This is a genomic window from Luteimonas padinae (assembly GCF_014652935.1).
Classification (GTDB): Bacteria; Pseudomonadota; Gammaproteobacteria; order Xanthomonadales; family Xanthomonadaceae; genus Luteimonas; species Luteimonas padinae.
Genome location: NZ_BMZT01000003.1, coordinates 22,881 through 48,967 on the forward strand (window position 1 = coordinate 22,881; position 26,087 = coordinate 48,967).

General features: G+C 67.3%; 23 protein-coding genes, 2 tRNA genes and 1 pseudogene. 20 read left to right on the forward strand and 6 right to left on the reverse strand.

Translation table 11 applies throughout. The features are described 5' to 3' along the window. The first annotated feature begins 3 nt into the window (after positions 1–3). The 13 genes and pseudogenes from wecB (at position 4) to IE168_RS03710 (ending at position 11,229) form a co-directional block, all read left to right on the forward strand. Entirely contained in the window at positions 4–1,101 is a 1,098-nt protein-coding gene (gene wecB / locus IE168_RS03655; RefSeq protein WP_189495368.1) for a non-hydrolyzing UDP-N-acetylglucosamine 2-epimerase, read from the forward strand. Continuing rightward, positions 1,098–2,366: an O-antigen ligase family protein gene (locus IE168_RS03660; protein WP_189495370.1), complete on the forward strand. Its 1,269-nt coding sequence runs from the start codon at positions 1,098–1,100 to the stop codon at positions 2,364–2,366. The genes wecB and IE168_RS03660 overlap by 4 nt, the downstream gene beginning before the upstream one ends. A gap of 541 nt (positions 2,367–2,907) precedes the next feature. Further along, positions 2,908–3,564 (forward strand): glycosyltransferase family protein, encoded by a 657-nt coding sequence (locus tag IE168_RS03665; protein ID WP_189495372.1) that lies wholly within the window; start codon positions 2,908–2,910, stop codon positions 3,562–3,564. After that, positions 3,561–4,922 (forward strand): phenylacetate--CoA ligase family protein, encoded by a 1,362-nt coding sequence (locus IE168_RS03670; protein WP_229823080.1) that lies wholly within the window; start codon positions 3,561–3,563, stop codon positions 4,920–4,922. The genes IE168_RS03665 and IE168_RS03670 overlap by 4 nt, the downstream gene beginning before the upstream one ends. Beyond that, complete coding sequence (locus tag IE168_RS03675) at positions 4,922–6,091, forward strand: glycosyltransferase family 4 protein (protein ID WP_189495374.1); 1,170 nt, start codon at positions 4,922–4,924, stop codon at positions 6,089–6,091. The genes IE168_RS03670 and IE168_RS03675 overlap by 1 nt, the downstream gene beginning before the upstream one ends. After that, positions 6,088–7,269: a LegC family aminotransferase gene (locus IE168_RS03680; RefSeq protein ID WP_189495376.1), complete on the forward strand. Its 1,182-nt coding sequence runs from the start codon at positions 6,088–6,090 to the stop codon at positions 7,267–7,269. Before IE168_RS03675 ends, IE168_RS03680 begins: the two co-directional genes overlap by 4 nt. Positions 7,270–7,341: 72 nt before the next feature. Then, positions 7,342–7,713 (forward strand): antitoxin Xre/MbcA/ParS toxin-binding domain-containing protein, encoded by a 372-nt coding sequence (locus IE168_RS03685; RefSeq protein ID WP_189495379.1) that lies wholly within the window; start codon positions 7,342–7,344, stop codon positions 7,711–7,713. Positions 7,714–7,796: 83 nt separating this feature from the next. After that, a pseudogene (locus tag IE168_RS14805) lies at positions 7,797–7,850 on the forward strand (hypothetical protein); the annotation flags it as partial. A gap of 53 nt (positions 7,851–7,903) precedes the next feature. Further along, complete coding sequence (locus IE168_RS14495; protein WP_229823082.1) at positions 7,904–8,233, forward strand: RES domain-containing protein; 330 nt, start codon at positions 7,904–7,906, stop codon at positions 8,231–8,233. Further along, positions 8,230–9,417, forward strand: a complete 1,188-nt coding sequence (locus tag IE168_RS03695; protein ID WP_189495381.1) for a UDP-N-acetylglucosamine 4,6-dehydratase — start codon at positions 8,230–8,232, stop codon at positions 9,415–9,417. Before IE168_RS14495 ends, IE168_RS03695 begins: the two co-directional genes overlap by 4 nt. 1 nt (position 9,418) lies before the next feature. Further along, positions 9,419–10,141, forward strand: coding sequence for a sugar transferase (locus IE168_RS03700; protein ID WP_189495383.1), 723 nt, complete (start codon positions 9,419–9,421; stop codon positions 10,139–10,141). Further along, entirely contained in the window at positions 10,138–10,716 is a 579-nt protein-coding gene (locus tag IE168_RS03705) for a GNAT family N-acetyltransferase (RefSeq protein ID WP_189495385.1), read from the forward strand. The genes IE168_RS03700 and IE168_RS03705 overlap by 4 nt, the downstream gene beginning before the upstream one ends. A 15-nt stretch (positions 10,717–10,731) precedes the next feature. Beyond that, complete coding sequence (locus IE168_RS03710) at positions 10,732–11,229, forward strand: VanZ family protein (RefSeq protein ID WP_189495388.1); 498 nt, start codon at positions 10,732–10,734, stop codon at positions 11,227–11,229. Positions 11,230–11,235: 6 nt separating this feature from the next. On the opposite strand, the gene IE168_RS03715 is transcribed toward IE168_RS03710, so the two are convergent. Further along, positions 11,236–13,092, reverse strand: coding sequence for an SEC-C metal-binding domain-containing protein (locus IE168_RS03715; RefSeq protein WP_189495389.1), 1,857 nt, complete (start codon positions 13,090–13,092; stop codon positions 11,236–11,238). Positions 13,093–13,238: 146 nt separating this feature from the next. Between IE168_RS03715 and IE168_RS03720 the strand changes: the two genes are divergently transcribed. Both IE168_RS03720 and IE168_RS03725 read left to right on the forward strand, forming a co-directional pair. Then, positions 13,239–14,162, forward strand: a complete 924-nt coding sequence (locus IE168_RS03720; protein WP_189495391.1) for an SOS response-associated peptidase family protein — start codon at positions 13,239–13,241, stop codon at positions 14,160–14,162. Positions 14,163–14,516: 354 nt separating this feature from the next. Next, positions 14,517–15,050 (forward strand): outer membrane beta-barrel protein, encoded by a 534-nt coding sequence (locus IE168_RS03725; RefSeq protein ID WP_189495393.1) that lies wholly within the window; start codon positions 14,517–14,519, stop codon positions 15,048–15,050. 57 nt (positions 15,051–15,107) lie between these two features. Here IE168_RS03725 and IE168_RS03730 read toward each other — a convergent pair whose 3' ends face one another. The 3 genes from IE168_RS03730 to IE168_RS03740 all read right to left on the reverse strand — a co-directional run bounded on the left by IE168_RS03730 (position 15,108) and on the right by IE168_RS03740 (position 19,884). Next, positions 15,108–15,659, reverse strand: a complete 552-nt coding sequence (locus IE168_RS03730; RefSeq protein ID WP_189495395.1) for a DUF2058 domain-containing protein — start codon at positions 15,657–15,659, stop codon at positions 15,108–15,110. Between the two features lie 94 nt (positions 15,660–15,753). Beyond that, complete coding sequence (gene ligD / locus IE168_RS03735; RefSeq protein WP_189495397.1) at positions 15,754–18,396, reverse strand: DNA ligase D; 2,643 nt, start codon at positions 18,394–18,396, stop codon at positions 15,754–15,756. Between the two features lie 60 nt (positions 18,397–18,456). Beyond that, positions 18,457–19,884 carry a cryptochrome/photolyase family protein gene (locus tag IE168_RS03740; protein ID WP_189495399.1) on the reverse strand — a complete coding sequence of 476 codons (1,428 nt, stop codon included), beginning with the start codon at positions 19,882–19,884 and terminating at the stop codon, positions 18,457–18,459. 89 nt (positions 19,885–19,973) lie between these two features. Between IE168_RS03740 and IE168_RS03745 the strand changes: the two genes are divergently transcribed. The 5 genes from IE168_RS03745 (at position 19,974) to IE168_RS03765 (ending at position 24,036) form a co-directional block, all read left to right on the forward strand. Continuing rightward, positions 19,974–21,137 carry a zinc-dependent alcohol dehydrogenase gene (locus IE168_RS03745; protein WP_189495401.1) on the forward strand — a complete coding sequence of 388 codons (1,164 nt, stop codon included), beginning with the start codon at positions 19,974–19,976 and terminating at the stop codon, positions 21,135–21,137. Between the two features lie 58 nt (positions 21,138–21,195). Then, positions 21,196–22,284 (forward strand): NAD-dependent epimerase, encoded by a 1,089-nt coding sequence (locus tag IE168_RS03750; RefSeq protein ID WP_189495403.1) that lies wholly within the window; start codon positions 21,196–21,198, stop codon positions 22,282–22,284. Between the two features lie 171 nt (positions 22,285–22,455). Further along, a complete protein-coding gene (locus tag IE168_RS03755; RefSeq protein ID WP_189495405.1) occupies positions 22,456–23,733 on the forward strand; it encodes an MraY family glycosyltransferase in 1,278 nt (425 codons plus the stop codon). A 36-nt stretch (positions 23,734–23,769) separates the two neighbouring features. Continuing rightward, positions 23,770–23,857, forward strand: a tRNA-Leu gene (locus tag IE168_RS03760). 91 nt (positions 23,858–23,948) lie between these two features. Continuing rightward, a tRNA-Leu gene (locus IE168_RS03765) sits at positions 23,949–24,036 on the forward strand. Between the two features lie 32 nt (positions 24,037–24,068). Here IE168_RS03765 and IE168_RS03770 read toward each other — a convergent pair. After that, the gene (locus tag IE168_RS03770) at positions 24,069–25,547 is read right to left on the reverse strand and encodes a hypothetical protein (RefSeq protein WP_189495407.1); all 1,479 of its coding nucleotides are present in this window, start codon (positions 25,545–25,547) and stop codon (positions 24,069–24,071) included. Then, on the reverse strand, positions 25,544–26,083 hold the full coding sequence (locus tag IE168_RS03775) for a lysozyme inhibitor LprI family protein (RefSeq protein ID WP_189495408.1): 540 nt from the start codon (positions 26,081–26,083) through the stop codon (positions 25,544–25,546). Before IE168_RS03775 ends, IE168_RS03770 begins: the two co-directional genes overlap by 4 nt. Positions 26,084–26,087 lie beyond the last annotated feature (4 nt).

Here is a 26,087-nt window from a genome sequence, read left to right on the forward strand (position 1 = left end):
AGTATGAGCAAGATCAATATCGTAACCATCGTCGGGGCTCGCCCTCAGTTCATCAAGGCTGCTGCCGTTTCCCGCGCAATCCGTGCACATGGCGGTATTACGGAAGTCATCGTGCATACGGGGCAGCACTACGACGCCAACATGTCGGACGTGTTCTTTGAGCAGATGCACATTCCGTGCCCGGATCATCACCTGGAAGTAGGTGGTGGTCCGCATGGGCAGATGACTGGGCGCCAGTTGGAGAAGATCGAATCCGTGCTGCTGGAGGAGAAGCCCGACTGGGTGCTGGTGTATGGAGACACCAACTCAACGCTTGCCGGAGCGTTGGCCGCCGCGAAGCTCCATATTCCCGTCGCACACGTCGAGGCTGGCCTGCGTTCCTTCAATCGCAGGATGCCGGAGGAGATCAACCGGGTACTGACGGATCATGCGTCGGACCTCTTGCTCGTCCCGACGGACACGGGACTTAGCAACCTTGCCGCCGAAGGCATCACGGGCAACAAGGTTCGTCTGGTTGGCGATGTGATGTATGACGCCGCCATGTTCTACAAGGGTATGGCGAGTGAGCCGGAGTGGTTCGGGTCGCTCGGCATCGAGCGTGGCGCTTATGTGCTGTGCACGATCCACCGGGCCGAGAACACTGACGACCTCGCGAGGTTGCGCGGCATCCTGCAAGGTCTTGCGGAAGCCGGGTTGCCCGTCATCCTCCCACTGCATCCGCGCACCTGGGGAACGATCGACCGGGCCGGCATTGTCATTGCAGACAGCATCCGGGTCGTTCCGCCGGTGGGCTATTTGGAGATGGTATGGCTGGAGACGCATTGCCGCGTGATCGCCACCGACTCGGGAGGCGTGCAGAAGGAAGCCTACTTCCACGGCAAACCCTGCGTGACCATGCGTGATGAAACCGAGTGGGTAGAACTGGTCGACGCAGGCGTCAACGTCCTGGTCGGCGCAAACGCCAAGTCGATATCCCAGCACATTCGTGCCAGTGACGCGGTGGACTGCAGTCTGCAGTTGTACGGAGCCGCAGACGCGGCCGGCAAGATCGTGAATGCGATCATTGATCAACCTACGCCCGCGAATGGCGCACACGCGTGAGCATCAAGAGGATCACTGGGATCCTTGGCTTTCTGTTCTTCCTGACGGCGGGAGTGACTTGGGTCGCCGGTGAAGCGGGTCAGGGTGTGGAAGGCCGGGTTGCGTCAGCGGACATCGTCGGGCTGGTCCTGATCGGCTTCTGGATCGTCGTTGGCCTGACGGACCGCAAGTTGAGCCTGAGGGCGCCCATCGAGTACCGGGCGTATCTGCCGTTGCTGATTGTCTATGCCTTGGGCGTTCTCTTCGCCATGTATCCGGCCAGGGGCCTGCTTGAGCTGGTGGTTCATGTGTTCATCTGCGTTGTCTCCCTGGTCTTGTACAACCTGTACCGCCGCATGCCCATTGATGAAGCGGCTCCGTTGGCGCTGAAGTCGATTCTTTGGGCGGGATGGCTATTGGCGATGATCGGTATTGTCGACTTCTTCATCTGGCCGAACCTGCTACCCGGCCCCAGCAATGGCTTGACGGGCACCTTTCGGAATACCGGACAGGCGGGTGCATTCTTTGGCATGTATCTAGCGATCGTGATACCAGGTCTGCTCTCGGGATTGATTCCCAGAACACGCTTTAACATGTTCATGGTAGGTACCATCGTGTTCGCGCTCGTATTCACATCCAAGCGGGCTGCGGTCATTGGATTGGCGGTGGGGCTGCTTGCCCTTGGGGCGACCCTGCTGTTTTCACCCAGCAAGCGAGACAAGAAGTTTGGAATCACGATGCTGGCAATGACCGCGCTCCTGGCCCCATTGGCGTACTTTGTCTTCCTGTGGGGACTGGAGAACATTGAAGGGATGGCATGGCGGTTTGGCAAGAAGTTCAGCCAAGCCGCCGCCGAGGACTTCCAGGAAGGATTCCTTGTGGAGAATATCGAGGCTGCCAAAGCCGCCTTCTCAGTAAATCCGCTGGTCGGGGTAGGCTTGGGGAACGTTGCTGGTGTCATTACAGAAAGGTATGAAATTCATAGCACCTACCTCTCCATTATCGGCAACGCCGGATTGCTTGGAGTGATCGCGTACGCGGCGTTCATGACCACCCATGTATGGCAGGCCTTGAGAGCCTGGGGCCCAAGCCAGTTTTCGGCGTACCTCCGATACTATGTGCCGATGCTGATCGGGCTGTTGCTGTCGTGGGCATACACTTATCACCTGCGAAAGCGAGAATTCTGGATCATGTTCTTTGTGGTTTCTTTGGTCATATATGCCGCCAAGCAGGTTCGAAAAAACGATATGACGCCTGCGGAGAGAATGGAGTCGGGTGGTGCATAGTAAAGGCATGCATGTTCATATCGTGTCCTACAGTTTCCCCCCGGACAATGTGCCTGCTGCGCACAGGCCGTACCAGCTCGCTCGGTACTGTGCCGACCAGAACGTGCCGTATACGGTTCACACCCTTCGCGGGAGTATCCGCAACCTTGCGAGCAACGAAGTGCCTGCAAGCCAGAGACGAGCCGGAAGCAAGAGCTCCGCAGGGCGCTCTTTGCGGTTGGCTGGAGTGGCTGTCCGCGCTGTTGCTGGGGTTGTGCAGGTGGACAAAGGATTGCCATGGGCACTGCGTGCGCTTCCGACGTTGGTTGCTGCCGCCCGCGCCGACAAGCGTGCCGGAGTGCGGCCGGTGATCTGGTCAACAGCGCCTCTGGTGTCCAACCTGGGGCTTGCGTGGGCCGCCAGCGTTCTCACGGGGGCAGAGTTGCACGTTGACCTCCGAGACGCCGTGGATGGAATCAACTCGCGTCCGATGCCATGGCTGACCCGCAGGGTACTTACGCGCGCACGTACTGTCACGACCGTGACACCGGGCGTGGCACGCATGATTGACCGCAGGACTTCGATCAATGCGAACCTGGTCTACAACGGAATCTCCGAGGATGCGCACAAGGCAAGGGTATCGGGGCGCGTTGAGGCGACGGGCTGGATTGACGTGACCTACGCTGGAGCGCTGTATGGCGGCGACCGGCCCTATCGCCCCGCGATTGAACTCTTGCGCCGTGCCTCGAAGTTGCTGCCGAACGATATGAAGGGCGTTCGCTTGAGAATTGCCACCAGGGAAGCGCTCGACGATTTGCTTGCGGAACCTTCCGGTGATCGGTTCTGTATCGAGCACTGCGGCGAGTTGTCCAAGAAGAAGGCGCTTGATCTTGCAGCGAGAAGCCACGTGAACCTGCTTTTGCTTGGAAGCGGTGAGATACACCGATGCGGTATTCCGCTGAAGACTTATGACCTGCTTGGAGTGGGGCGTCCAGTCCTGTACTTCGGCCCGGGTGATGCTGATGCCCTGGGCTTCATGCGTACATTCAGCCCAGACCTGTACCACGCAGTGGATTCTGAGCGTGATACGTCGGCGCTGGCGGGGAAGGTGTCTGATTGGCTTTACCAGTCCGCGCAGGCTGAGTCATCCAGTGTTTCCGAGCCCTCCGCCAGCTCCCAGTCCAGATTGATCATGGAGATCGTCGAGGGAAGAGCGTGAGCCGCATCAAGGATGCCGTCCTCAGGTATGCGCCGTACTGGATTCAGGATGCAGCTATCGGCTGGTACAACTCTCGACTCTATCGCCAGCGGCATGCAGGCCGGTACGGTGAGATGCGAGCGTACTTTTCGGAATGGGAGCTTTCTGCGGCGGCTGAACTGGCCGCCGAGTCCAGTAAGCGGCTGGAAGAGTTCCTGGCTTATGTACGGGAACGCTCGCCTTGGTATTCGAAGATTTCAGCGGGTGGGCTGTCTGAGTTTCCGCTTCTTGAGAAGGTCAGCTTGCTCCAGGAACTCCCTCGAATCTCAACAATCACGGAGCAGGAAGGCGTGGTCAGCCTGACCGGAGGCACGACTGGCGCTTCAATGAAGGTGATCTACACGCATGAAGACATGCAGGAGCGGTTCGCGCTGCTTGATCATTTCCGGGAGTCGCACGGGTACCGTTTAGGTGAGAAGGTGGCGTGGTTCAGTGGAAAATCACTTGCCACGCAGCGCGATGTTGATAGGGGGCGATGCTATCGTGACGATCGACGCAACAGTATTCGGTTCTTTTCGACGTTTCTGATCAATCGGCGCAACTTCGATAGCTACTGGGATGCGCTTCAAGCGTTCCGACCTCGCTTCATCGTGGGCTTCCCGTCCAGCGTTCTCGACATCGCAATGGTTGCGCGCGAGCGTGGCCTCGTGGCCGACTGGAAGGTTGAAGCCATGTTTCCAACTGCGGAGACTGTTCTGCCCGTCCATCGCGAGGTCATCGGCGAGGTGTTCGGCTGTCGGCTGGTCGATCAGTATGCTTCGTCGGAAGGGGCGCCCTTCATCCTGGAGTGCGCGAAAGGCCGCCTGCATATTCATCCATTGACGGGTGTTTTTGAGGTGCTGGACGGTAACGGCGACGCCGCACGCGAGGGCGAGATGGTGGTGACTTCGTTTACCACGCACGGTACGCCGCTTGTGCGTTACCGGGTTGGCGACCGGTTGCGGCTTGCTGCGCATGATGACACTTGTGGTTGTGGTTGGAATTTCCCTCTCGTGGATTGGATTGACGGTCGGACAAGCGACTTCGTCTACTCGCACGAAACGGGGCGCATCAATCTTGGCAACCTGAGCAACTGCACAAAGGATGTGGATGGGATCCTCAGTTTTCAGGTCGTGCAGGATGTCGAGGATGAGATCACAGTCCGGGTGGTAGGAGACAGGCGGTTTGATACGAACCAAGCGGACCGGTTCCTGGCGGCGCTACGACAGCGGACCGGGCAGGGGATGCGCATTCGATTCGAACAGGTCGATGAAATCCCACGCGAGGCAAGCGGCAAGTTTCGCTTTGTGAAGAACAGCATCGCGTCGCGGGTGGGCTGATGCAACAGGACTCCATCGGGATCAATCGGGCCTTGGTTGTCGCGAGCTATCCGGATTCCATCCTCAAGTTCCGAGGTCCTCTGTTGGAGGCGATGGTGGCGTCCGGCTGGGAAGTGCACATTGCGGCTCCGGCCGTCGATACCGTAACTGGGCTGCGCGAAGCACTCAGGTCGATAGGCGTTGCCTTACATGACATTCCACTGAGCCGCACTGGGACAAATCCAGTTGTGGACATCGGGCTTGTTCTGGCGCTCCGCGCGCTGATGCGTGAGTTGCGGCCCACTGTGGTGCTGCCCTACACGATCAAGCCAGTGATTTACGGCACCATCGCGGCGTGGATGGCCAGCGTGCCCAAGCGCTTTGCGTTGGTGACAGGACTTGGTTTCGCGTTCACAGGAGATCGACAGGGCATCGTCAAGAGGGTGGTCAGCGGCCTGTACCGATTCGCACTAGGCCGCACCCACAAGATGTTCTTTCAGAATCCCGACGACGAGCGACTGTTTCGGGAGCTGGGGATCGCACCGGTGGGGATCCCCTCGGTGGTCGTCAACGGCTCTGGCGTGGACGTGGCGGCGTTTCGGGTCGCCCCGCTGCCGGGCAGTCCCATCGTCTTCCTGTTGATCGGCCGCCTACTGGGCGATAAGGGTGTGCGCGAGTTCGCCAAGGCGGCGCGGCAGGTCAAGGCCTTGCACCCCGAGGTTCGATTCCACGCCGTGGGCTGGATCGACAGCAACCCCGACGCCATCGCCCAGTCCGAACTGGATGCATGGGTCGCTGATGGCACCCTCGAGTTCCTAGGCAAGCTGGACGACGTACGCCCGGCCATCGCAGCCAGTACGGTCTACGTACTGCCGTCCTACCGCGAAGGCACCCCGCGCACGGTCCTGGAAGCCATGGCCATGGGCCGCCCCATCATCACCACCGATGCCCCGGGTTGTCGCGAGACGGTCATCGACGGCGACAATGGTTTCCTGGTCCCGGTGCAGTCGGTGGATGCGCTGGTGGAAGCCATGCTGAAGTTCATCGAGGATCCCGCGCTCGCCCAGCGCATGGGGCGGCGGTCAAGGCAGATTGCAGAGGACAAGTACGACGTGCACAAGGTCAACGCGGTGATGTTGCGGGAGATGGGCATCACCAGAGCCGCGACGGAAGGGGAGGCGCAGGCGTGACGCAGCAGGCAACACAGTTCCAGGCCGTGGTGGATCTGGTGCGCTCGACGCACGGCGATGGTTTCATCCCCCTTCACCGCCCCGTCTTCGAAGGCAACGAACGCCAGTACCTGATCGACTGCATCGACTCCAACTTCGTCTCCTCCGTGGGCGCGAAGGTCATCGAGTTCGAGCAGCACATCGCAGCTTTCACCGGCGCGAAGTACGCCATCGCCACCGTCAACGGCACCGCCGCCCTCCACGTCGCCCTGCAGCTGGCCGGCGTCCAGCGCGACGACGAGGTCATCACCCAGGCGCTGACCTTCATCGCCACCTGCAACGCGCTCAGCTACGTCGGCGCCCATCCCGTGTTCGTGGATGTGGATCTCGACACGCTGGGTCTTGGCCCGAAAGCGCTGCGCCGCTGGCTGTCCGAGCACGCCGAGCTGCGCGACGGCCAGGCCCGGAACCGCAGCACCGGCCGACGCATTTCCGCATGCGTGCCCATGCATACCTTTGGTATTCCGCTGCGCATCGAGGAGATCGTGGCGATCTGCGACGAGTACGGCATTGCCGTGGTCGAGGACGCCGCCGAATCCCTGGGCAGCTGGGTTGGCGAACGCCACACCGGCACCTTCGGCCGCCTGGCCACGCTCAGCTTCAACGGCAACAAGGTGATCACCACCGGCGGCGGCGGCATGATCATCACCAACGATGAGGCGCTGGCCAAACGTGCCAAGCACCTGACCACTACCGCCAAGATCCCGCACCCCTACGAGTTCGTGCACGACGAGGTGGGCTACAACTACCGGCTGCCCAACCTCAACGCCGCGCTGGGCTGCGCGCAGATGGAGCTGCTGCCTAGGATGCTGGAGATCAAGGCCGAGGTGGCCGCGCGCTATCGCAAGTTCTTCGCGGGCACGGATGTCCGCTTCGTGGAGCCGCTGCCCGGCACCACGGCCAACTGGTGGCTCAACGCCATCGTGCTGGACTCCGAGGCCGACCGCGACGCGCTGCTGGAATACACCAACAGCCGCGACGTGATGACCCGCCCGATCTGGCGCCTGATGTCGCGGCTGCCGATGTTCCAGCACTGCCAGCATGACGGGCTGGAGAACTCCCGCTGGCTGGAGGCGCGGGTGGTGAACCTGCCGTCCAGCGTGCCGGAGAGCGAGTTCGGGCGCTTGCGGGCTGGCTGAGATGGCATTTGCGGGGGATGCAGTAAAAGTGCATAATTGCTGCGTTGAGAATGCGTGGTGCCGGAGGTGGCGATGAACGCAGTGCTTGAAACACCTTTGACCGAGCGCTTCCGCGAACCCGATACGCCGTTCCTGTCCCCTGGCAAGGTCGGGGAGTTGTTCGGCCTGCGCGTCCAGGAACTGGCCGAGCGGGCGCATGTGCATCGCAATACGCCCACGGCCCGGCCGCACGCAGCCCAGCTGCAGAAGTACCTGCAGGACATGATCCGCGTGCTGGCTGTCGCCACGGCCATGACCGGCGACGAAGGACGGGCGGTCTTTCTTCTTCGCAATGAGCCGCTAAAGGCGTTCGGATACAAGACTGCCGAGACGCTCGTGCAGGAAGGGCGCACGGATGCGGTGGTCGCCTATCTGGAGTCCCTCGCCGGCGGCAGCGCGGGATGATCAAGCTGGTACTGGACAGGGGGCTGCATCCCGCCTGGTACCGGGTCATCGTGCCTGCGTTTGCGAACACGCCGCTCTCCGGAATGGGCGCAGCGCGGCAGGGAGGCCGTTTCAACCGGCCTGGACAGGAGGCGCTGTATCTCTCGCTGGACGAGCCGACGGCGCTCGATGAGTACCGGCAGGACAACCCATGGTTGCCCCCGGGCACCATCTGCACCTTCTTGCGGATGGCTTGCGGGTCGCCGACTTCAGCGCAGGTTTCGACCCGGCGCAGTGGGCTGCGGTGTGGGCCGACTTCGATGTGGATTGGCGAGCCGAGTGGTTCGGGCGCTCGGTGGAGCCGCCCACCTGGTACATGGCGGACGACGTGGTGGCCGCGGGCCTGGACGGAATCATGTTTCCGTCGCAGGCAAGGGCGGGGGGAATCAATCTGGTCGTGTATGGCAGCTCACTGAGGCCCGCGGCCGAGCTGGACGTGTACGACCCCGACGGAAGACTTGAACAGAAACGGACGCCATGAACATCCTTGACCTGATCGGCCGCACCGCGCCGCTCTTCGACACCGACATCCAGCGCCACGAGGCCGAGCTCTCCGGTCTGGTGCAATCCAGCCGCTTCCTGGTGATCGGCGGTGCCGGCTCCATCGGCCAGGCGGTCACGCGCGAGATCTTCAAGCGCAAGCCGCAGGCGCTGCACGTGGTCGACATCAGCGAAAACAACATGGTCGAGCTGGTGCGCGACATCCGCAGCACGCTGGGCTACATCGACGGCGACTTCCGCACTTTCGCCATCGACTGCGGCAGCCGCGAGTTTGCCGCGCTGATGGCGGCCGGGCAGGGCTACGACTACGTGCTCAACCTCTCCGCGCTCAAGCACGTGCGCAGCGAGAAGGACCCGTTCACCCTGATGCGGCTGATCGAGGTGAACGTGCTCAACACCATCAGCACCATCGCCCAGGCGCAGGCGGGCGGGGCGCGCAAGTACTTCTGCGTGTCCACCGACAAGGCGGCCAACCCGGTCAACATGATGGGTGCCAGCAAGCGGATCATGGAGATGTTCCTGATGCGCGCGAGCCTGGAACTGCCGATCTCGACGGCGCGCTTCGCCAACGTCGCCTTCTCCGACGGCTCGCTGCTGCACGGGTTCAACCAGCGCTTCGCCAAGCGCCAGCCGATCTCGGCGCCCAACGACGTGAGGCGCTACTTCGTGACGCCGCAGGAATCCGGGGAACTCTGCCTGAGTTCGTGCCTGCTGGGCGGCAACCGGGACATCTTCTTCCCGAAGCTGAGCGAGGAGCTGGACCTGACCCGGTTCTCCGACATCGCGGTGCGCTTCCTGGAGTCGCTCGGGTTCGAGCCCCACGAGTGCGCCAGCGAGGACGAGGCTCGCGACCGCGCGGCCGAGCTGATCGCGGCCAAGAAGTGGCCGGTCTACTTCTTCGCCAGCGACACCACGGGCGAGAAGGACTTCGAGGAGTTCTTCACCGATGCCGAGACGCTGGACATGGAGCGCTTCGAGAACATCGGCGTGATCCTCAACCAGCCGGCGTTCGACGAAGGGCGCCTGGAGCATTTCCTTTCCACGATCGGCGCCATCCGCGCAGGCACGACCTGGGACAAGCCCGAGATCGTGGAGCTCTTCAACCACATGATTCCCGACTTCGCCCACAAGGAAACGGGCAAGTACCTCGACAACAGGATGTGACATGCAGCGTTTGCTAGATATCGTTTTCTCTGGGCTGGCGCTGCTGGTCCTGTCGCCGCTCCTGGTGCCCATCGCCATCATCCTGCGCCTGACCGGCGAGGGCGAGGTGTTCTACGTTCAGCAGCGCATCGGCCAGGGCGGCGGCACGTTCGGCCTGTACAAGTTCGCCACCATGCTGAAGAACAGCCCGAGCCTTGGCACGGGCACGGTGACGGTGAAGAACGACCCGCGCGTGCTGCCGATCGGCCGCTTCCTGCGCAAAACCAAGATCAACGAGCTGCCGCAACTGCTCAACATCTTCAAGGGCGAAATGAGCATCGTGGGCCCGCGCCCGCAGACGCAGCGCTGTTTCGACGCCTTCCCGGCCCGGTCGCAGGCCGAGATCATCAAGGTGCGTCCGGGCCTGTCCGGCGTCGGCTCGATCGTCTTCCGCGACGAGGAAGAGCTGATGCATGCCAGCGCGGAGCCGGAGCGCTTCTACGACGAGGTGATCATGCCGTACAAGGGCGCGCTGGAAGAGTGGTACGTCGCCAACCAGGGCCTGGGCACGTACCTGAAGTGCATCGTGCTGACGGCGTGGGTGGTGCTGGTGCCCGGCTCGACCGTGTTCTGGCGCGTGTTCCGCGGCCTCCCCATGCCGCCGCCGGAGCTCGTGGCGGCGGGTGGTGCGGTCGGCGCACCGGCCACGGCGCCGCTGCCGGCCACCGCCGCCGCCACCGAATGACGCCGCGCGAACGCTACCGTGAGGTGGCGCGGCTGCACGTGCGCTGCCTCGACCAGGGCTTCCTGGCCACGCTGGGTGAAGGGTTCCTGGTGCAGATGTACGAGGCGATCGACCAGGCCGAGGGCACCTTCCTGCTCACCGAGGAACGTGACGGCCGCGTGGCCGGATTCATCACCGGCGGTGCCGGCATGGGGCCGATCTACCGGCGCATGTTGCGCAGGCCGGTGCGGCTGGGCCTGGCCCTGCTGCCGGCGCTGCTGCGGCCGGCCAAGGTGCGCAGGATTCTCGAGATCGTGCGCTACTCCGGCGACGGCGGGCTGCCGGATGGCGTGCCGGAGGCGGAGCTTTTGAGCCTGGCCGTATCGCCGGAGTGGCGGGGCAAGGCCGTGGCGGACGTGTTGTACGGCAGGCTGGCGGAGGAATTCCGTCGGCACGGCGAGCCCGCCTTCCGCATCATCGTGGGCGCCGCCCTGGCGCCGGCGCACCGCTTCTACCAGCGCATGGGCGCCGAGCCCGCGGGCGACGTGCAGGTGCACGAGGGCGAATCGTCCACCGTGTACGTCCACCGGCTCTGACCGCGACGCCCGCCCATGGACGCTTCAGAACTGATCCTGGCTGCGCTGGTCCTTCTGGTAGGCGGCGTGCTGGCGTGGCGCAGCGGACCGCTGGCGCGGGTGGTGCTGTTCCTGTCCGCAGTGGTGACCTCGGCGATGCTGTTCCTGCCGGGCTCGCAGCTGACGGCCATCATCGGCAAGGACGCGGTGCGGACCTTGAACCGCATGGTGGCCGACACCCCGTGGACGCTCTCGGACTGGCTGCACTTCGCCATCTTCGTATGGTTGGGGCTGATGCTCTGGCTGGGCCGCGCGGACCTGCGCGGCTGGAAGGCGTGGGCGCTGGTGGTGGTGCTGGCGGTTGCCGCGGAAGTTGCCCAGGGGCTGACGCCGGAGCGTTCGCCGCGGGTGGATGATGTGTTGTTGAACCTTGCGGGTGGAATGGCGGGGCTTCTGATGGGCATCGCATGTGTTGCGATGGCGCATGGCGGCCGCGAGGTCGGGAGTCCCGTGCAGCGGCCGGGAAAACGCTGAACCGCGTCATTCAGGGCGGATCTTCTCCCCCAACCACCCCAGCGCCCCCTCGTAACGCGCCCACGCCGGTCGCAGCGCCTGCCGGTGCAGCCACGCATGGTCCGCGCCGCCATGCTGGATCCAGCCATCGCGCATTGCGGGCTTGCGCAGCCGCGCGGCCGCCAGCGCCGGTCCGAGCAGCGGCAGCGCCGCCAGTGCGTCGGCCAGCGCGGCGCGGGCCTCGGGTTCGCGCCCGAGCGCCAGCAGCGCAAGCGCATGCGCGTAGCCGAGCGAGCTGTCGTGCGGGTAGCGCTCGATCAGGGCCAGCGCGCGTGCGGGTTCGCCGTCGCGCAGCCACGCGGCGGCGAGCGCGCTGCGGTAGCCGTGGTTGTCGTGCGGGTTGAGCGCCAGCATCCACTCCATGCGGGCCAGCGCGGCGGCGTCGGGCGGTTCCGGCGCGGCGGCGATGGCCTGGGCGAGGATTCGCAGCGCCGGGCGGTTGTCGTGGAAGGCCCAGGGGATCTCGCGCCCGGGTGCGGCCTCGGCATGCAGGCGCAGCAGGGCCTCGCCGCGGCCGGCCAGCGCCTGGCGCAGCGGCTCCAGCCCGACGCGGTGGATGGACGCGAGCGCCAGCAGCAGGTCGTCGATCACGGTGAAGCTGTGCCACAGCTCGGGCTGCGCGCGCAGCAGGTCGAGCCACGGCTGGGGTTCGTCCCAGGCGGGATGGTCGTCGTCCACGCTGAGGCCGGTGAGCATGGGGCTGGACGAGGGAAAGCTGTGCGTCCAGTCGGCGAGTGCGCCGGCCAGCGCCCGATCCGGCACCAGCACCACCGCATCCGCGGCCGGCCCGCTGACGCGGTGGCGCAGGGCCGGTGCCGGGGCGTGGTCGAGCAGGTGGGCGAGGGCCAGCAGGGTGTCGCTCTCGCCCGGCAGCCGGGCCATGGCGGCTTCGCCTTCGCGTGCGATCTGCTGCATCAGGCCGATCAGGTCGGCCAGGCCATCGGCATCCATGCGCTGCAGGCGGGCGGCCCAGAAGCGCGCGCGCTCGCGGGCCCGCGCCTCGTCGCCCTGCGACAGCAAGAGGATGACTTCGAGATGCGCCAGGGCGGGGGCGTCGGGCGCCTCGCGCTGGGCGGCGCGGAAGTGGCGCCAGGCGGTGTCGAGGTCGTCCGCATCGGCGGCGATGGTGGCCAGGCGCTGGTGTGCCGCGGAGCGCAGGCCGCGGTCGCCATGGGCCAGCGCGTGTTCGATCAGGCGCTTGCGCTTGCGCGGGTGGCCGAGGTCGAGCCAGACATCGAGCAGCAGGTCGAACAGCGGTTCGTGCTCGACCGTCAGGGCGGCGCCGGCGCTGAACCAGGGTTCGAGCAGGGCTTCGGCCTCGCGCAGGCGGCCGGCCTCGCGCCAGGTGGCGGCGGCATGGGCCACGGCCAGGGGGTCGATCGCGCTGCCGGCCAGCTCGCGCCAGCGGCCGCGGGGCAGGGCGTCCAGCACCCAGGGCAGCAGGTTGACGCCCTCCAGGGCCCGGGTGCGCGGGGCCGACTGGCAGCACTGCTTGTACTTCCGGCCCGAGCCGCAGTCGCAGGGCTCGTTGCGGCCGGGCTCCGGCAGCGGGCGCTGGGCGAACCGCCGCTCCGGCAGGGGCGTGCGGGCGGCGATGTCACGCGCCAGCATGCGGGCAGCGGCCTGCTGCGTGGGGATCGGCTGTGCGGCCAGCGGTGGCATGGCCGCGGCCACCTCGGGCACAAGCGTGTCGGCCAGGGCGAACAGCTCGGGCGGCCGAACGCCGCGCACCAGGGCGCCGACGACGGTGGCGATGAAGGTCTCGAAGGCGGCCTGCGCGTTGGTGTCGGGTGCGGGGGCGTGGTCGTGGGAGTCGTGGGCCATGCGGATGCGCGCTCGTGGGGGCTGTATTGTGAACGACGGCAGGCTGGGGTTGGCTGCGCGACGCGAAGACGCGAGGTCGCCCCTTTTCTCCACCTTCGCACCGCACTGGTTGCGAGAGGATCAATCGTCCCGGCAGGAGCGACCGCATGTGCTACTCGGCCCTTGTCCACGCCGAAATCCGCAAACTCGAACGCACCCTCGGCGTCAGGATCGACCCGGACTGGTACGTCGAAGAGTTCTGGACGAAGAAGGGCAAGGACGCGGCGAAACGCCGCAAGATGCCCCGCGCCCTCGAACGCGAAGCCCTCGCGCTTGCGCCCGCGCCCGTCGCCGCCGCCATCCGCGCCGCCGACCAGGCCGAAATCGACCAGCTCACCCGGCTCGTCTTCGCCCAGCGCAAGCGCGTGGCCGACGCCGAGCGGGCGCTGCAGGTGCGCGAGACGAAGAAGGCGCGCGACGACGTCCGCATCGGTACCAACAAGGTGGAGGCTGCACTCCGGCGCCTGGATGAACTGCGCACGCCTCCCGCGCAGCCGGGCCTCGGCCGCATCTACCCCGGCTACTGGTGCCCGGTGGTGATCAAGGAGGCCGGCCGTTACGTCGCCCGCCTGATGCGCTACCAGTGCCGCCTGCCGGACTGGACCGAGGCCATCGAGCGCAAGTACCCGGGCACCTACAACGCCCGCCGGGACAACCTGGAGAAGTCATGGGGCCGCGTGTTCGGCCACGGCCACGGGGTGATGGTGGCCGGCGCCTTCTACGAGCACGTCGACCGCGGCGGGCAGGACCAGGTCCTCGAGTTCCGCCCCAGCGACGGGCGCGACCTGATCGCGGCCTGCCTGTGGACGCGCACCACTGAAGCCGATGGCAGCGAGCTGTACTCGTTCGCCGCGATCACCGACGAGCCGCCGCCGGAAGTGGCGGCCGCCGGGCATGACCGGTGCATCGTGCCGATCAAGGCGGAGCACCTGGACGCGTGGCTGTCGCCGGACGCGGGGAACCTTTCGGCGATGCACGCGATCCTGGATGACCGGGACCGGCCGTATTACGAGCACCGCGAAGCCGCTTGAGCCGGTGCCTCCGGGCGTGGTGGCGATCGACGGGGCAGCGATCAGCAGCCGGACTGGCGGGACTGCCGCTTTGGCGTCGCTGCGCATCCGTTGCGTCAGGGTGCCGGAAGGGGGAGCAGCACTCGATGCAGGCGAGGACGATCTGTATTGCAATGGTGGTGGTCGCGCTCGCCGGGTTGACGGCCTGCAAGCGAGGGGGCGGGGTGGTCGCCTGACGCCACCAGCGGCGGCGGTACGGGACTCCGGTCCGTTGTGGTCATCTGCGGAACGATGAGTGGCGACAACTCTACTTTGTTCCGAGAGTGCGGACTCCACCTTGTTGGCGTGACGCAAACAACCCAGGAGTTCCACGCAATGAACAAGACCAACCTCCTCGCCGGTACCGTCCTTGCCGCCGCCCTCGGCGCGCTCTCCTTCGGCGCCCAGGCCGCCGAGCCCGTGGGCTGGTACGCCGGCGCCGGCGTCGGCCAGTCGATGGTCGACGAGTCCTTTGCCGACGACGAAGACACCGCGTTCCAGGGCTTCGGTGGCTACCAGTTCACCCCGTACTTCGGACTGGAAGCGGCCTACACCGACTTCGGCGACGTGGACGGCCGCGGCGGCCTCGGCCGCTTCGAAGCCGACACCATCTCCCTGACCGCCGTGGGCACGCTGCCCTTCACCGAGAACTTCTCGGGCTACGCCAAGGTCGGCTTCCACGACTGGGACGCCGAGCTGGGCGCCCCCGTGGTTGGCCGCGTGACCGACGACGGCACTGACCCGACCTACGGCCTGGGGCTGCAGTACCGCTTCAACGACACCTTCGCGCTCCGCGGCGAGTACAGCCGCTTCGAGCTGGATGACGTGGACGTGGACCTGGCGCAGGTGCAGGTGCGGTTTGATTTCTGATCCGCGCAGGATGCTGTAACGGAAACAGGCCGGGAATCCCGGCCTGTTTTGATTGCGTCACCACATCAGGTCGTCCGGCACCTTGAACTGCGCGTAGTACTCGTCATCCTCGGACGAGCCCGCCGGCGCCGCTTCGCCCGGCTGCCCATGATCCAGCACGATCCAATCCGGCACGCGCTCGCGCACCTTGTCGCCGGCGCCGCGCGGCAGCAGTTCGTATCGGTCGCCGAGGCGCGCGATCACCAGCGCGCCTGACGACAGCTTCTTCCGCAGGTCTTCGTTCACCAGCAGCGTCCGGATCGCGCCGTCGGCGCTGAAGCGATACTCGCTTTCGCCACTGCGCGGCACCTTCTTGTCGTGGATGATCTGCCGCGCCTGGGACTGGAGTTCGGCGTCGCGGGCCCTGGCCTTGCGGTCGGCCTCGAGGGCGCGGTCGCGTTCGATCTTGTCGAGGCGGGCGCGTTCGGCTTCGCGCTGGATCCCGGCGTCGGTCGGCGGGGCCTTGCCCTGGCGGGCCTTGGTCTGCTGGCGGGCGACTTCGGCGACCTTGGACTTCTTGGCCAGGCCGGCTTTCAGGAGTTGTTCCTGGAGGGGGTTGAGTTTGGCCATGGATGGTCGGGCGGCGGGAGGGGCGGACCATCATAGCGGTGGGGGGGACCGGGGTCGCAGCTTTAGCTGCTCCTACAGGGAGGCGGCGCGGAGGTCAGGGGGAGGACCAGCGGGCGAGGTTCTGCTTGAGCTTGTCGATGTCGGCCCAGGGGTCCTTGCGGCGGCGTTTTAGCATCGCGGGAACGTCCTTGATGGTGTACGGGTCCGGGCGCTCGAGGTTCGACAGCGCGCTCCAGGCGATCGGCATCGCCACCGGCGCGCGCGGTCGGGCGCGCAGCGAGTACGAGGCCACGGCGGTGGCGCCGCGGCCGTTGCGCAGGTAGTCGACGAAGATGCGCTTGTTGCGCTTGGCCTTGGTGGCGGTGGCGACGAAGCGGTCGGGCTCGCTCTCGGCCAGCGCCTGGGCGAAGCCCTGGGCGAAGCGCTTGGTCAGGTCCCAGTCGCAGCCCGGATTGAGCGGCACCACGACGTGCAGGCCCTTGCCGCCGGAGACGCGCAGGAAGGATTCGAGTTCGGCCTGCAGCAGCAGGCGGCGGATGTGGGTGGCGGCGGCCTTGACCTCGGTGAAGGGCACGCCGGGGCCGGGGTCGAGGTCGAAGATGACGCGGTCGGCGGTGTCAGGCGTGTCGGCGTGGGCGCCCCAGGGGTGGAACTCCAGCGCGTTGAACTGCACCAGTTCCAGCAGGCCGGCGGTGTCCTCGATCACCAGGTAGTCGGCGTTGATGCCGCTTTCCTCCTTCAGGCGCTGCGTGGACACCAGTTCCAGTCCCGCGGTGAGGTGCTTCTGGAAGAAGCAGGGTTTGTCGGTGCCCGACGGGCATCGGATGATCGAGACCGGCCGACCCTGCACCTCGGGCAGCAGGTGGTCCATGACCGCGGTGTAGTAGTTCCAGACGTCCTGCTTGGTGGCGCGGATGTCGGCGTAGAGGATCTTGGTGGGGCTGGAGAGGGCGGGGGGCTGGCGGTCCGGGCGCGCTTTCGACGCGCGTGGCGCCGCCTTCTTCGCAGCCGCCTTCGAAGCATTTTTCGCGGAGGCCGATTTCGCGGCCTTCTTCGTCGCCTTCTTCGTCGTCGCTGCCGCCGATGTCTTCGTCGCCTTCTTCGCAGCCTTCTTAGCGGCCATCGGCCTCTCCTCCGTCGTTCCGCGGTCGCTGTCCGCCAGGTCCGCCACGTCCTTGTCCCGCCGCAACGCCTTCAGCGACGGCTGCCGCAGCAGCTGCTGCCGCCCGATGCCGCGGAAGAACACTTCGACCACGAACTTCGGCGCGAACCAGGTCGCCGTGCGCAGGTCGGTGTCGGTGGTGCCGACGTGGGCGGTGGGCTGCCTGGCGCCGCGCTTCGGCAGCCTGGCGGTGACCTCGGCCATCAGCCTGTCGTTGAAGCCGCTGCCCACGCGGCCGACGTACCGCCAGCCGTGCTCGGCATCGGGCTTCGCCAGCAGCAGCGAACCGAACCCGGTGCGGCTGCCCTTGGGCGCGGTGTAGCCGACGACGGCGAACTCGTCGCTGGCCAGCTGCTTGGTCTTGCGCCAATCGTCGCTGCGGCCGGGATGGTATGGGCGGTCGGCGCGCTTGGAGATGATGCCCTCGAAATCGTTCTGGCCCGCCAGTTCGAACGCGGCCTCGCCGTCGCCCACGGTGTGCGAGCTGTAAGCGAGGTGCCCGGTGGCGCCGGCCAGCAGCGACTGCAGCAGTGCCTTTCGCTCCACCAGCGGGGCGCCGGAGACGTCCACGCCGTCGATGTGCAGCAGGTCGAACAGCGCGTAGGCCAGGCTGCCCTGGCGCTCGCCGGAGAGCGTGGCCTGCAGCATGTTGAAGTCGTCCCTGGTGCCGCCGCCGGCGATCAGTTCGCCGTCGAGGGCGCCGGATTCCAGCCGCAGGGATTCGATGGCGGCGCGGATCTCGGGCAGCTTCTCCGTCCACTCCAGCGCGTTGCGCGACCACAGCCGCACATCGCCCTTCGCGATCGTGGCCAGGATTCGGTAGCCGTCCCATTTGATCTCGTGCAGCCACTGCTCGCCTTCGGGCGGGCTTTCGTGGAGCTTGGCCAGCTGCGGCTCGAAGGGCCCGTCGGGGGCCTTGGCCTTCTTCGCGCCGGTGAGCGCGAGCGCCTTCTTCGCCCAGTCCTTGCGACGGCCCTTGCGCACCGGCACGGTGGCCAGCTTTTTCCTGACCGCCTTGCCGGCGCCGGCGCGCTTGAGGTCGGCGGCCGGCGGCGCGGTCACGTCGGCCAGCAGGTCGTCGGCTTCGAGCGTGCCCGCCCAGGCATCCTTGTCCTTGAACAGCAGCCACTGCGGCTGCTTCGCCGGCTTGCCCGAGCGCACCAGGTGCCAGCCGCCCTTGAGCTTGTCGCCGAAGAGTTCGAAGCGGAGATGCCCCTTCGCCAGCTGCGCCTCGGGATCGCCGTCGGTGGACCACACGCCGTGGTCGAAGCGGGCGACGTGCCCGCCGCCGTACTCGCCCTTCGGGATCTCGCCTTCGAAGCCGGCGTAGTCGACCGGGTGGTCCTCGACCTCGACCGCCATGCGCTTCACGGCGGGGTCGTAGCTCGGGCCCTTGGGCACCGCCCAGCTCTTGAGCGCGTCGCCCACCTGCAGCCGGAAGTCGTAGTGGCGGCGGCTGGCGTGGTGCAGCTGGACGACGAAGATCGCGCGCTGGCCGCGCGGCAGCGGCTTGCCCGGCTCGGGTTCGCGGGTCTTGTCGAAGCTGCGCTTGCGGCGGTATTCGACCAGGCTCATGCGGCGGCACCTGCGTGCGGGCGGGCCCCCCACCTTCCCGCCGCCGCCGTGAACGGCCGGTCAGTCCAGCGGGTCGGCCACCGGCACACGGATGCGCTTCAGGGCCTCGAGCGCGGAGGCGCGGCCTTCGGCGAGGTCGACGATGGGGCGCGCGGGATACAGGCCCGTCGGCCGCGAGCCGGTCGGGACCTCCCAGGGCGCATGGCGGGCCTTGGACGGCAGCTCGCGCAGCTCCGGCACCCAGCACGCGATGTACTCGCCCGCGGGATCGAACTTCCGCGCCTGCAGCACCGGGTTGAAGATGCGGAAATAGGGCGCGGCGTCGACGCCGGTGCCGGCCACCCACTGCCAGCCCTGGGTGTTGTTGGCGAGGTCGGCGTCGACCAGCTGGTCCCAGAACCAGCGCGCGCCGTGCAGCCAGTGCAGGCGCAGGTGCTTGGTCAGGTAGCTGGCCACCACCATGCGCACGCGGTTGTGCATCCAGCCGGTGGCCTGCATCTCGCGCATGCCGGCATCGACGATGGGCACGCCGGTGCGGCCGCGCTGCCAGGCGCGCAGCAGGGCGGGATCGACCGCCGACCAGGCGAAATCGTCGAAGCGGGCGTTGAAGTTCGCGTCCTGCGTGTGCGGGAAGTGGTGCAGCACGTGCACGGCGAACTCGCGCCAGGCGAGCTCGCGCACGAAGGCCGCGCGCGCTTCGACGGGGCCGGCCTCCTGCAGTGCATGGACGATGCGCCAGGGCGAGATCTCGCCGAAGTGGAGGTGCGGCGACAGGCGCGAGGTCAGGCGCCGGGCGGGATGGTCGCGGCCGCGGGGGTAGTCGTGGAGGCCGTCGGCGATGAAGGCCTGCAGCGCGGCGTCGGCGCCGGCTTCGCCTGGCGTCCAGTGCGCCCAGAAGCCGGCGTCCCAGCGGATGTCGGGCGCCAGGCCGAGGGCATCGAGCGTCGTCTCGCCGGGCAGGGGGGAGAACGTCGGCAGCAGGTCGGGCGCGGGCACGGGCGCCGGCGGCGACCAGGCGCGGCGCGCGGCGTTCCAGAACGGGGTGAAGACGCGGAAAGGGTCGCCGGCCTTCGTCTCCAGCTGCCAGGGTTCGAACAGCAGGTGCGCGTTCCAGGCGTCGGCGCGCAGGCCGCGGGCGCGCAGCGCGCGGCGAACGGCCTCGTCGCGCCGGGCCGCGGCGGGCTCATGGCAGCGGCTCCAGTACACGGCCGCGGCCTCGGTGGCGGTGGTGATGGCCTTGAGCGTCGCCAGGCTGTCACCGGCGAACACGTGCAGGCGCGAGCCGCGGGCACGCAGCGCGGCGTCGAGCGCGGCCAGCGAGCGGTGCCGCCAGGCGTTCGAGGCCGCGCCCGGCGCCCATTCGCCCTCCTCGTGGGGCGCGTGGATGTACACCGGGAGCGGGGCGAAGCCGGCGCGATGGGCCGCCTGCAGGCCGGGATGGTCCTGCAGGCGGAGGTCGTCGCGGAACCAGATGACGGCGGTGGGCATGGAGGGGCACCTTACCTGACGCCGGACTCACGCCGGCGCGCAGAGGATGGTCCGTCCCGGCCCCGTGCGGGCGCGATCAAGGACATCCAATGCGAGCACTCACCTGGCAGGGCGCGCGCGACGTGCGCGTCGAGACAGTTCCCGATCCGGCCCTGGTGGCGGCGGACGACATCATCCTGCGCGTCACCGCCACCGCGATCTGCGGCTCGGACCTGCACATCTACCGCGGCAAGATCCCGACGATGGAGGATGGCGACATCCTCGGCCACGAGTTCATGGGCATCGTCGAGGACGCGGGCCCGGCGGTGACGCGCGTGAAGCGCGGCGACCGCGTGGTGATCCCGTTCGTGATCGCCTGCGGCCAGTGCTTCCACTGCCTGTTGAACGAGTACGCCGCCTGCGAGACCACCAACACCGGCCGTGGCGCCATCCTCAACGCCAAGATGATCAAGCCGCCGGCGGCGCTGTTCGGCTACAGCCGGATGTACGGCGGCGTGCCCGGTGGCCAGGCCGAGCTGGTGCGCGTGCCGCAGGCCAACGTCGGCCCGCTGGTGGTGCCCGACGTGCTGTCGGACGAACAGGTGTTGTTCCTCTCCGACATCCTGCCCACCGGCTACCAGGCGGTCATCAACGCCGGCGTGGAGCCGGGATCGTCGCTGGCGATCTTCGGCGCCGGACCGGTGGGCCTCATGGCTGCGGCCTGCGCGCGCATGCTTGGCGCCGAAACCATCTTCATGGTCGACGAGAACGCGCACCGGCTGGAGTTCGCGCGCAAGACCTACGGGATCATCCCGATCAACTTCGACCAGGTGGACGACCCGGCAGGAGCGATCGTGGAGGCGACCGCCGGCCGCGGCGTGGACGCGACAGTCGAGGCCGTGGGCTTCGAGGCCAAGGGCAGCGTCACCGAGACGGTGATGACCAACCTCAAGCTGGAAGGCTCCAGCGGCAAGGCCATCCGCCAGGCGATCGCGGCCACGCGCCGCGGCGGTACGGTGAGCGTGCCGGGGGTGTATGCCGGCTTCATCCACGGATTCCTGTTCGGCGATGCCTTCGACAAGGGCCTGACGTTCAAGATGGGGCAGACCCACGTGCAGCGCTTCATGCCCGAACTGCTGGAGGCGGTCGGCGAGGGCCGGCTGGCGCCGGAGGTGATCATCTCCCACCGCATGAAGCTGGCCGACGCCGCGAAGGGCTACGAGATGTTCAACGCCCAGGACGACGACTGCCGCAAGGTGGTGCTGACGCCGTGAGGCCGGTGGAACCGGGGCAGGGGCGGTATCATGCCGCCCTGTCTTCCGGAGTCACGCAATGAAAGTCCTCGTCACCGGCACCGCCGGCTTCATCGGCAGCCACGTCGCCCTCAAGCTGCTCGCGCGCGGGGACGAGGTCATCGGCTTCGACAGCCTCAACGACTACTACGACGTCAACCTGAAGAAGGCGCGGCTGGCGCGCTTCATGGACCATCCCGGCTACACCCACGTGCAGGCCGACCTTGCCGACCGCGCGGCGGTGGAGCAGGTGTTCGCGACGCACCGCCCGGACCGCGTCGTGCACCTGGCGGCGCAGGCGGGCGTGCGCTACGCGGCGGAGAACCCGCACGTCTACGTGTCGAGCAATGTCACCGGCACGCTGCATGTGCTGGAAGGCTGCCGCCACCACGGCGTCGAACACCTGGTGTTCGCGTCCACCAGCTCGGTGTACGGCGCCAACCGCGCCATGCCCTTCAACGAGCACCAGGCCACCGAGCATCCGCTGACGCTGTATGCGGCCACCAAGAAGGCCAACGAGATGATGGCGCACTCGTATGCGCACCTCTACGGCGTGCCGTCGACGGGCCTGCGCTTCTTCACCGTGTACGGGCCCTGGGGCCGGCCGGACATGGCGCTGTTCCTGTTCACCAAGGCCATCCTGGCCGGTGAACCGATCAAGGTGTTCAACCACGGTCACCACCGTCGCAGCTTCACCTACGTCGACGACATCGTCGAAGGCGTGGTGCGCGCGCTGGACCGTCCGGCCACCGCCGATCCGGCCTGGAGCGGCGAGTCGCCCGATCCGGGTTCCAGCGGCGTGGCGCCGTACCGGATCTACAACATCGGCAACGAGCAGCCGGTGGAGCTGCTGCGCTACATCGAGGTGCTGGAGCAGTGCCTGGGCAGGAAGGCGGTGATGGAGATGCTGCCGCTGCAGGCCGGCGACGTGCCCGACACCGAGGCCGACGTCTCGGCGCTGGTGGCGGACGTCGGCTATCGGCCGGTGGTGGGGGTGGAAGAGGGCGTGGCCAACTTCGTCCGCTGGTACCGCGACTACTACCGAGGCGACGCTGCGGGGCACTTCGTGGCGCCCGGGGTCGCAGGGTTCCGGACGGCTATGCTGCGGCGCAGCAATGCCGTAACATGAAGGGCTTGCCGTCGATGCTGTCACGGTTCCTCCACGACGGATTGGCATGCTGGGGTGCGATCGCCGCGATGTAAGCCCCCGTCGCGCCGGGCCGTCGGCAAGTTGGCCTGGTTCTCGCGTGCAGGTGGGCGGTGCGCGCCGTGGCAGCGCAGACCGGCGAATGGAGTCGCGATGGATTGGGTGCTGGAAATCGGACTGGGTTACGCACTGCTGGCCGCCGTGATCGCCTGGGGCATGCTGAAGCTGCTGCACCCGCTGGCGCCGCGCCTGAACCTCCTCGATTTTCCCAAGGGCCGGAAGGACCACGCCCATCCGACGCCGATCATCGGCGGTCTGGCGATGGTCGTGGGCTGCCTGGTGGTGCTGCCGCTGCTGCCCGCGCACGCCGCCTCGACCATGCTCGCGTTCCTGGCCGCCTCGCTGCTGCTGGTGGGCGTGGGCCTGTACGACGACCGCCATGACCTGCGCTGGTACTGGCGCGTGCTCGCCCAGGTGGTCGCCGCGCTGATCATGATCTACGGCGCCGGCGTGCGCGTGGCCAACCTCGGCGGCGTGTTCGGCATGGGCGAGCTGGGCTGGATCTCGGTGCCGTTCACCGTGTTCGCCACCGTCGGCATCATCAACGCCATCAACATGGTCGACGGCGCCGACGGCCTGGCCGGATCGCTGGTCGCGGCCTGCCTGGTGATGCTGGCGGCCGCCGCCGTGTACGCGGGCAATCCGTCGCTGGCGCGGATCTCGCTGGTGATCGCCGGCGCCGTCTGCGCCTTCCTGCTCTACAACATGCGTTTCCCCTGGCAGCCGCGCGCGAAGACCTTCATGGGCAACGCCGGCAGCGCCTGGCTGGGACTGCTGGTGGCCTGGGTGGTGTTCCGCCTGACCCAGAACTCCGGCCACCCGGTGAACCCCGTCCTCGCGCTGTGGCTGATCCCGATCCCGGTGATGGACTGCCTGGTACTGACCGTGCGCCGCACGCGCGAAGGCCGCTCGCCGTTCTCCGCCGGGCGCGACCACATCCACCACTTCATGCAGGACGCCGGCTTCGGCCCGACCCAGGCGGCGGTGACGCTGACGCTCTTCAGCTTCGGCACCGGCGCGGTGGCCGGGCAGCTGATGCGCCTGGACGTGCCGAACATGGCGATCCTGGCCGCCTTCATCGCCCTGTGCGTGGGCTGGTATGCGCTGAGCTGCAACCGCGCGGCGACGCTGCGCTTCTTTGGCGCACTGCGCGCACTGCCGGTGTTCGGGCCGCTGCCCGAGCGCGTCCGTGGCCGACAGGACGGAGCGGGCGAGCGGCCGCTGGCGACCGCGCGCGCCACCGCCGCGGGCATCGCGGGACGCACCATGCCCTCCCGCGCCGATACGCGTCCGACCGGACCGTCCACACCCGGGGCCGAGGGCAAAGGCGGCGAAGATTCCGACGACGAGCGTTTACGCCGCAGCGCCTGAGGCCGGAAACCGCCATCATGGCGGACTGTCCAGCCTGCCCGGGTGGCGGAATCGGTAGACGCAGGGGACTTAAACTCCCTGGGCCTTGCGGCCATTGCGGGTTCGAGTCCCGCCCCGGGCACCATCTCAAGCGCTGCGCATTCAGCCGCGGCCGCATCCCGCGCCTTCATGCGTTGAACCCGGGTGCGCATCCGGGACACCGGGCCGCGCCATCGGCCCGGGTGGCGAAACCAGGTAGACGCAGGGGACTTAAAATCTTCCGGCCGCAAGGCCTTGTGGGTTCGAATCCCACCCCGGGCACCAGCGCGAACCGCGAAGTTGACCGCGCAGTCGAGTCACCCGGGGCGAATCCGGGGCTGCGGGTCCGGTCCGGAGCGCTCCCACCGCTCCGGGCCTTGCGGATGGATATCCGTATGCTGCGGCGTGCATCCGTCCTCAGCCGCCGCAAGGGCGTCCCGCACGGACAGCGTCGACCATGGGGTGGCGGGATCACTCGGATCACCCTGCCAGGCGATGACGCGCCTGCGCCCACTGTTGGGCAGGCTGCCCTCGGCGAATGCGAGGTGGGTGATCCTGCCCCGTCCGGATCGCTCCACTTCGCGAAGCAGGGTCCCGGTGACCACGTCCAGCTCGAGCGGTGCCGGAGCGGCGCCGTGTGACTCGTACAGCTCCAGCAGCCGTGTCCGCAGCGCTTCGTCGTCGTGTGGATCCGGGGACGTCGTGGGTCGTGGCGGTCGCAGCTGCATGCCCTCCATATAGTCGACATTGTCCGCGGCCCGACGACCGGTGGCAGGCCGGGCGAGGGACCAGCCGGACTCGCGGAGTGCGTACTCCGTTCCCCTGGTGGTCGTGAGGACGGGATCGTCCGGCGGAACCGCCGTGATCTCGGCCATTTCCTTGCGTGCCAGCGCGTTTACGCCGCGGATGTGGATCGGGCTGCCACAACCGGCTCGCTCGATGTGGTGCAGGAGCCGCAGGCCCTCGCGCGGATTGCGCAACATTGCGTCGAAGAACTGCAGGTCCGGATTGAATTCAAAGTCCCGCGAGAGACTGGCGTCGCCGCGCTGCACAATGCTCCTCCAGCGGTCGCTGGTTGCCGACGTGCCGTACTGCAGTTCGCCGAGAAGCCTGGCGCCCGCGCGCGCATGGTCGCGGCCCGCCACGATGGCCCTGCGCGCGTGCGGGTTGAGGCCGTCGATTCCCGTGCCGCCGATCCAGTCCGCCGTGCCGTCCGCGGACAGCTCGTTGTGCTGCAAGTGATCGAGCAGGCGCCGCCCGCGGACTTCGTTCTGGTTGAACAGCTTGCTCGCCATCGTCACGATCTCGATCGCTTCGGCCGGATCGTCCGCGCCGAGCCGCGCAAGCCAGGGCACGTCGCTCAGCGGTTGGCCGACGTGTCGCCACTTGTAGTCGACCTGCTCGCGGTTGAGGGTTTCGACGAATTCTCGGCCGACCCCGGAGCGCAGGTAAGCGTCAAGCCGATCCCGCTCGTCGGCGCCGAGGGCGTTGCCGACCTGCCCCCGCCGTTGCAGGCGCGCTGAAAGCGACGCCATCTCCTCTTCGGTAAAGCGTGCCTCCGGCATCGCCCACGCCTGGTAACCGACCAGGAGGTCAGCGACCTTGTGGCCACGTCCGGGCTGCCCGAAGTCCCACTGCACGATCCCGGTCGACCAGCCCGAATTGCCGGTGCTGTGGGCGAGGGCGAACGCCGGGAATGTATTGACCTCGCTGCCTCGTCCGACGGCGTTGTAGACGATGGATTCGAAGGCTTGGCGCGAGAGCGGATCGTGGACATCCTTGTCCTCTGGTTTCATCGTTCGGCGTCTTCCATACCGGTGGCACGTGCCCGCACCAGAGCGGCCCTGGCGCGAGTCTTTTCCGCTCTGCAGGCCTCGGCCAGGTCGACGGCTTCGTTCCGTGACATCCCGTCCAGCAGCGGTTCGAGCGCACATTCGGCATCACGCCACGCTTCCCATGCGCGTTCCGCATCGCGCAGCCGGTCCACGAGTGTGTCCGCGTAGCTGGGATCCGAGCCGGTCGCCCTGGTCCTGCGTGAGGCGTGCGCGAGCGCCTCGATCGCCGCTTCATGGGCCTGTCGGGCGATGTGCATGTTCCGGTACGGAGCGCATGCGAACAGGCGCAGGGACTCGCACTCCTCGATCATCGCAGCGGGAAGCCGGGCATAACACGCCTCCTTCGCGTCGAGATCGGCAGCGTCCTGGCAGTCCCCCGGATCCATCGCTGCAGCGGGCGCCGCGAAGCCGGGAAAGAGGTCCGAAGCAACTGCGGGGCCCGGCATCAATGTCGTGACCGCGATCAGTAGCGCGGCCTGGAGTCGTTCGTGCGTCATCGGA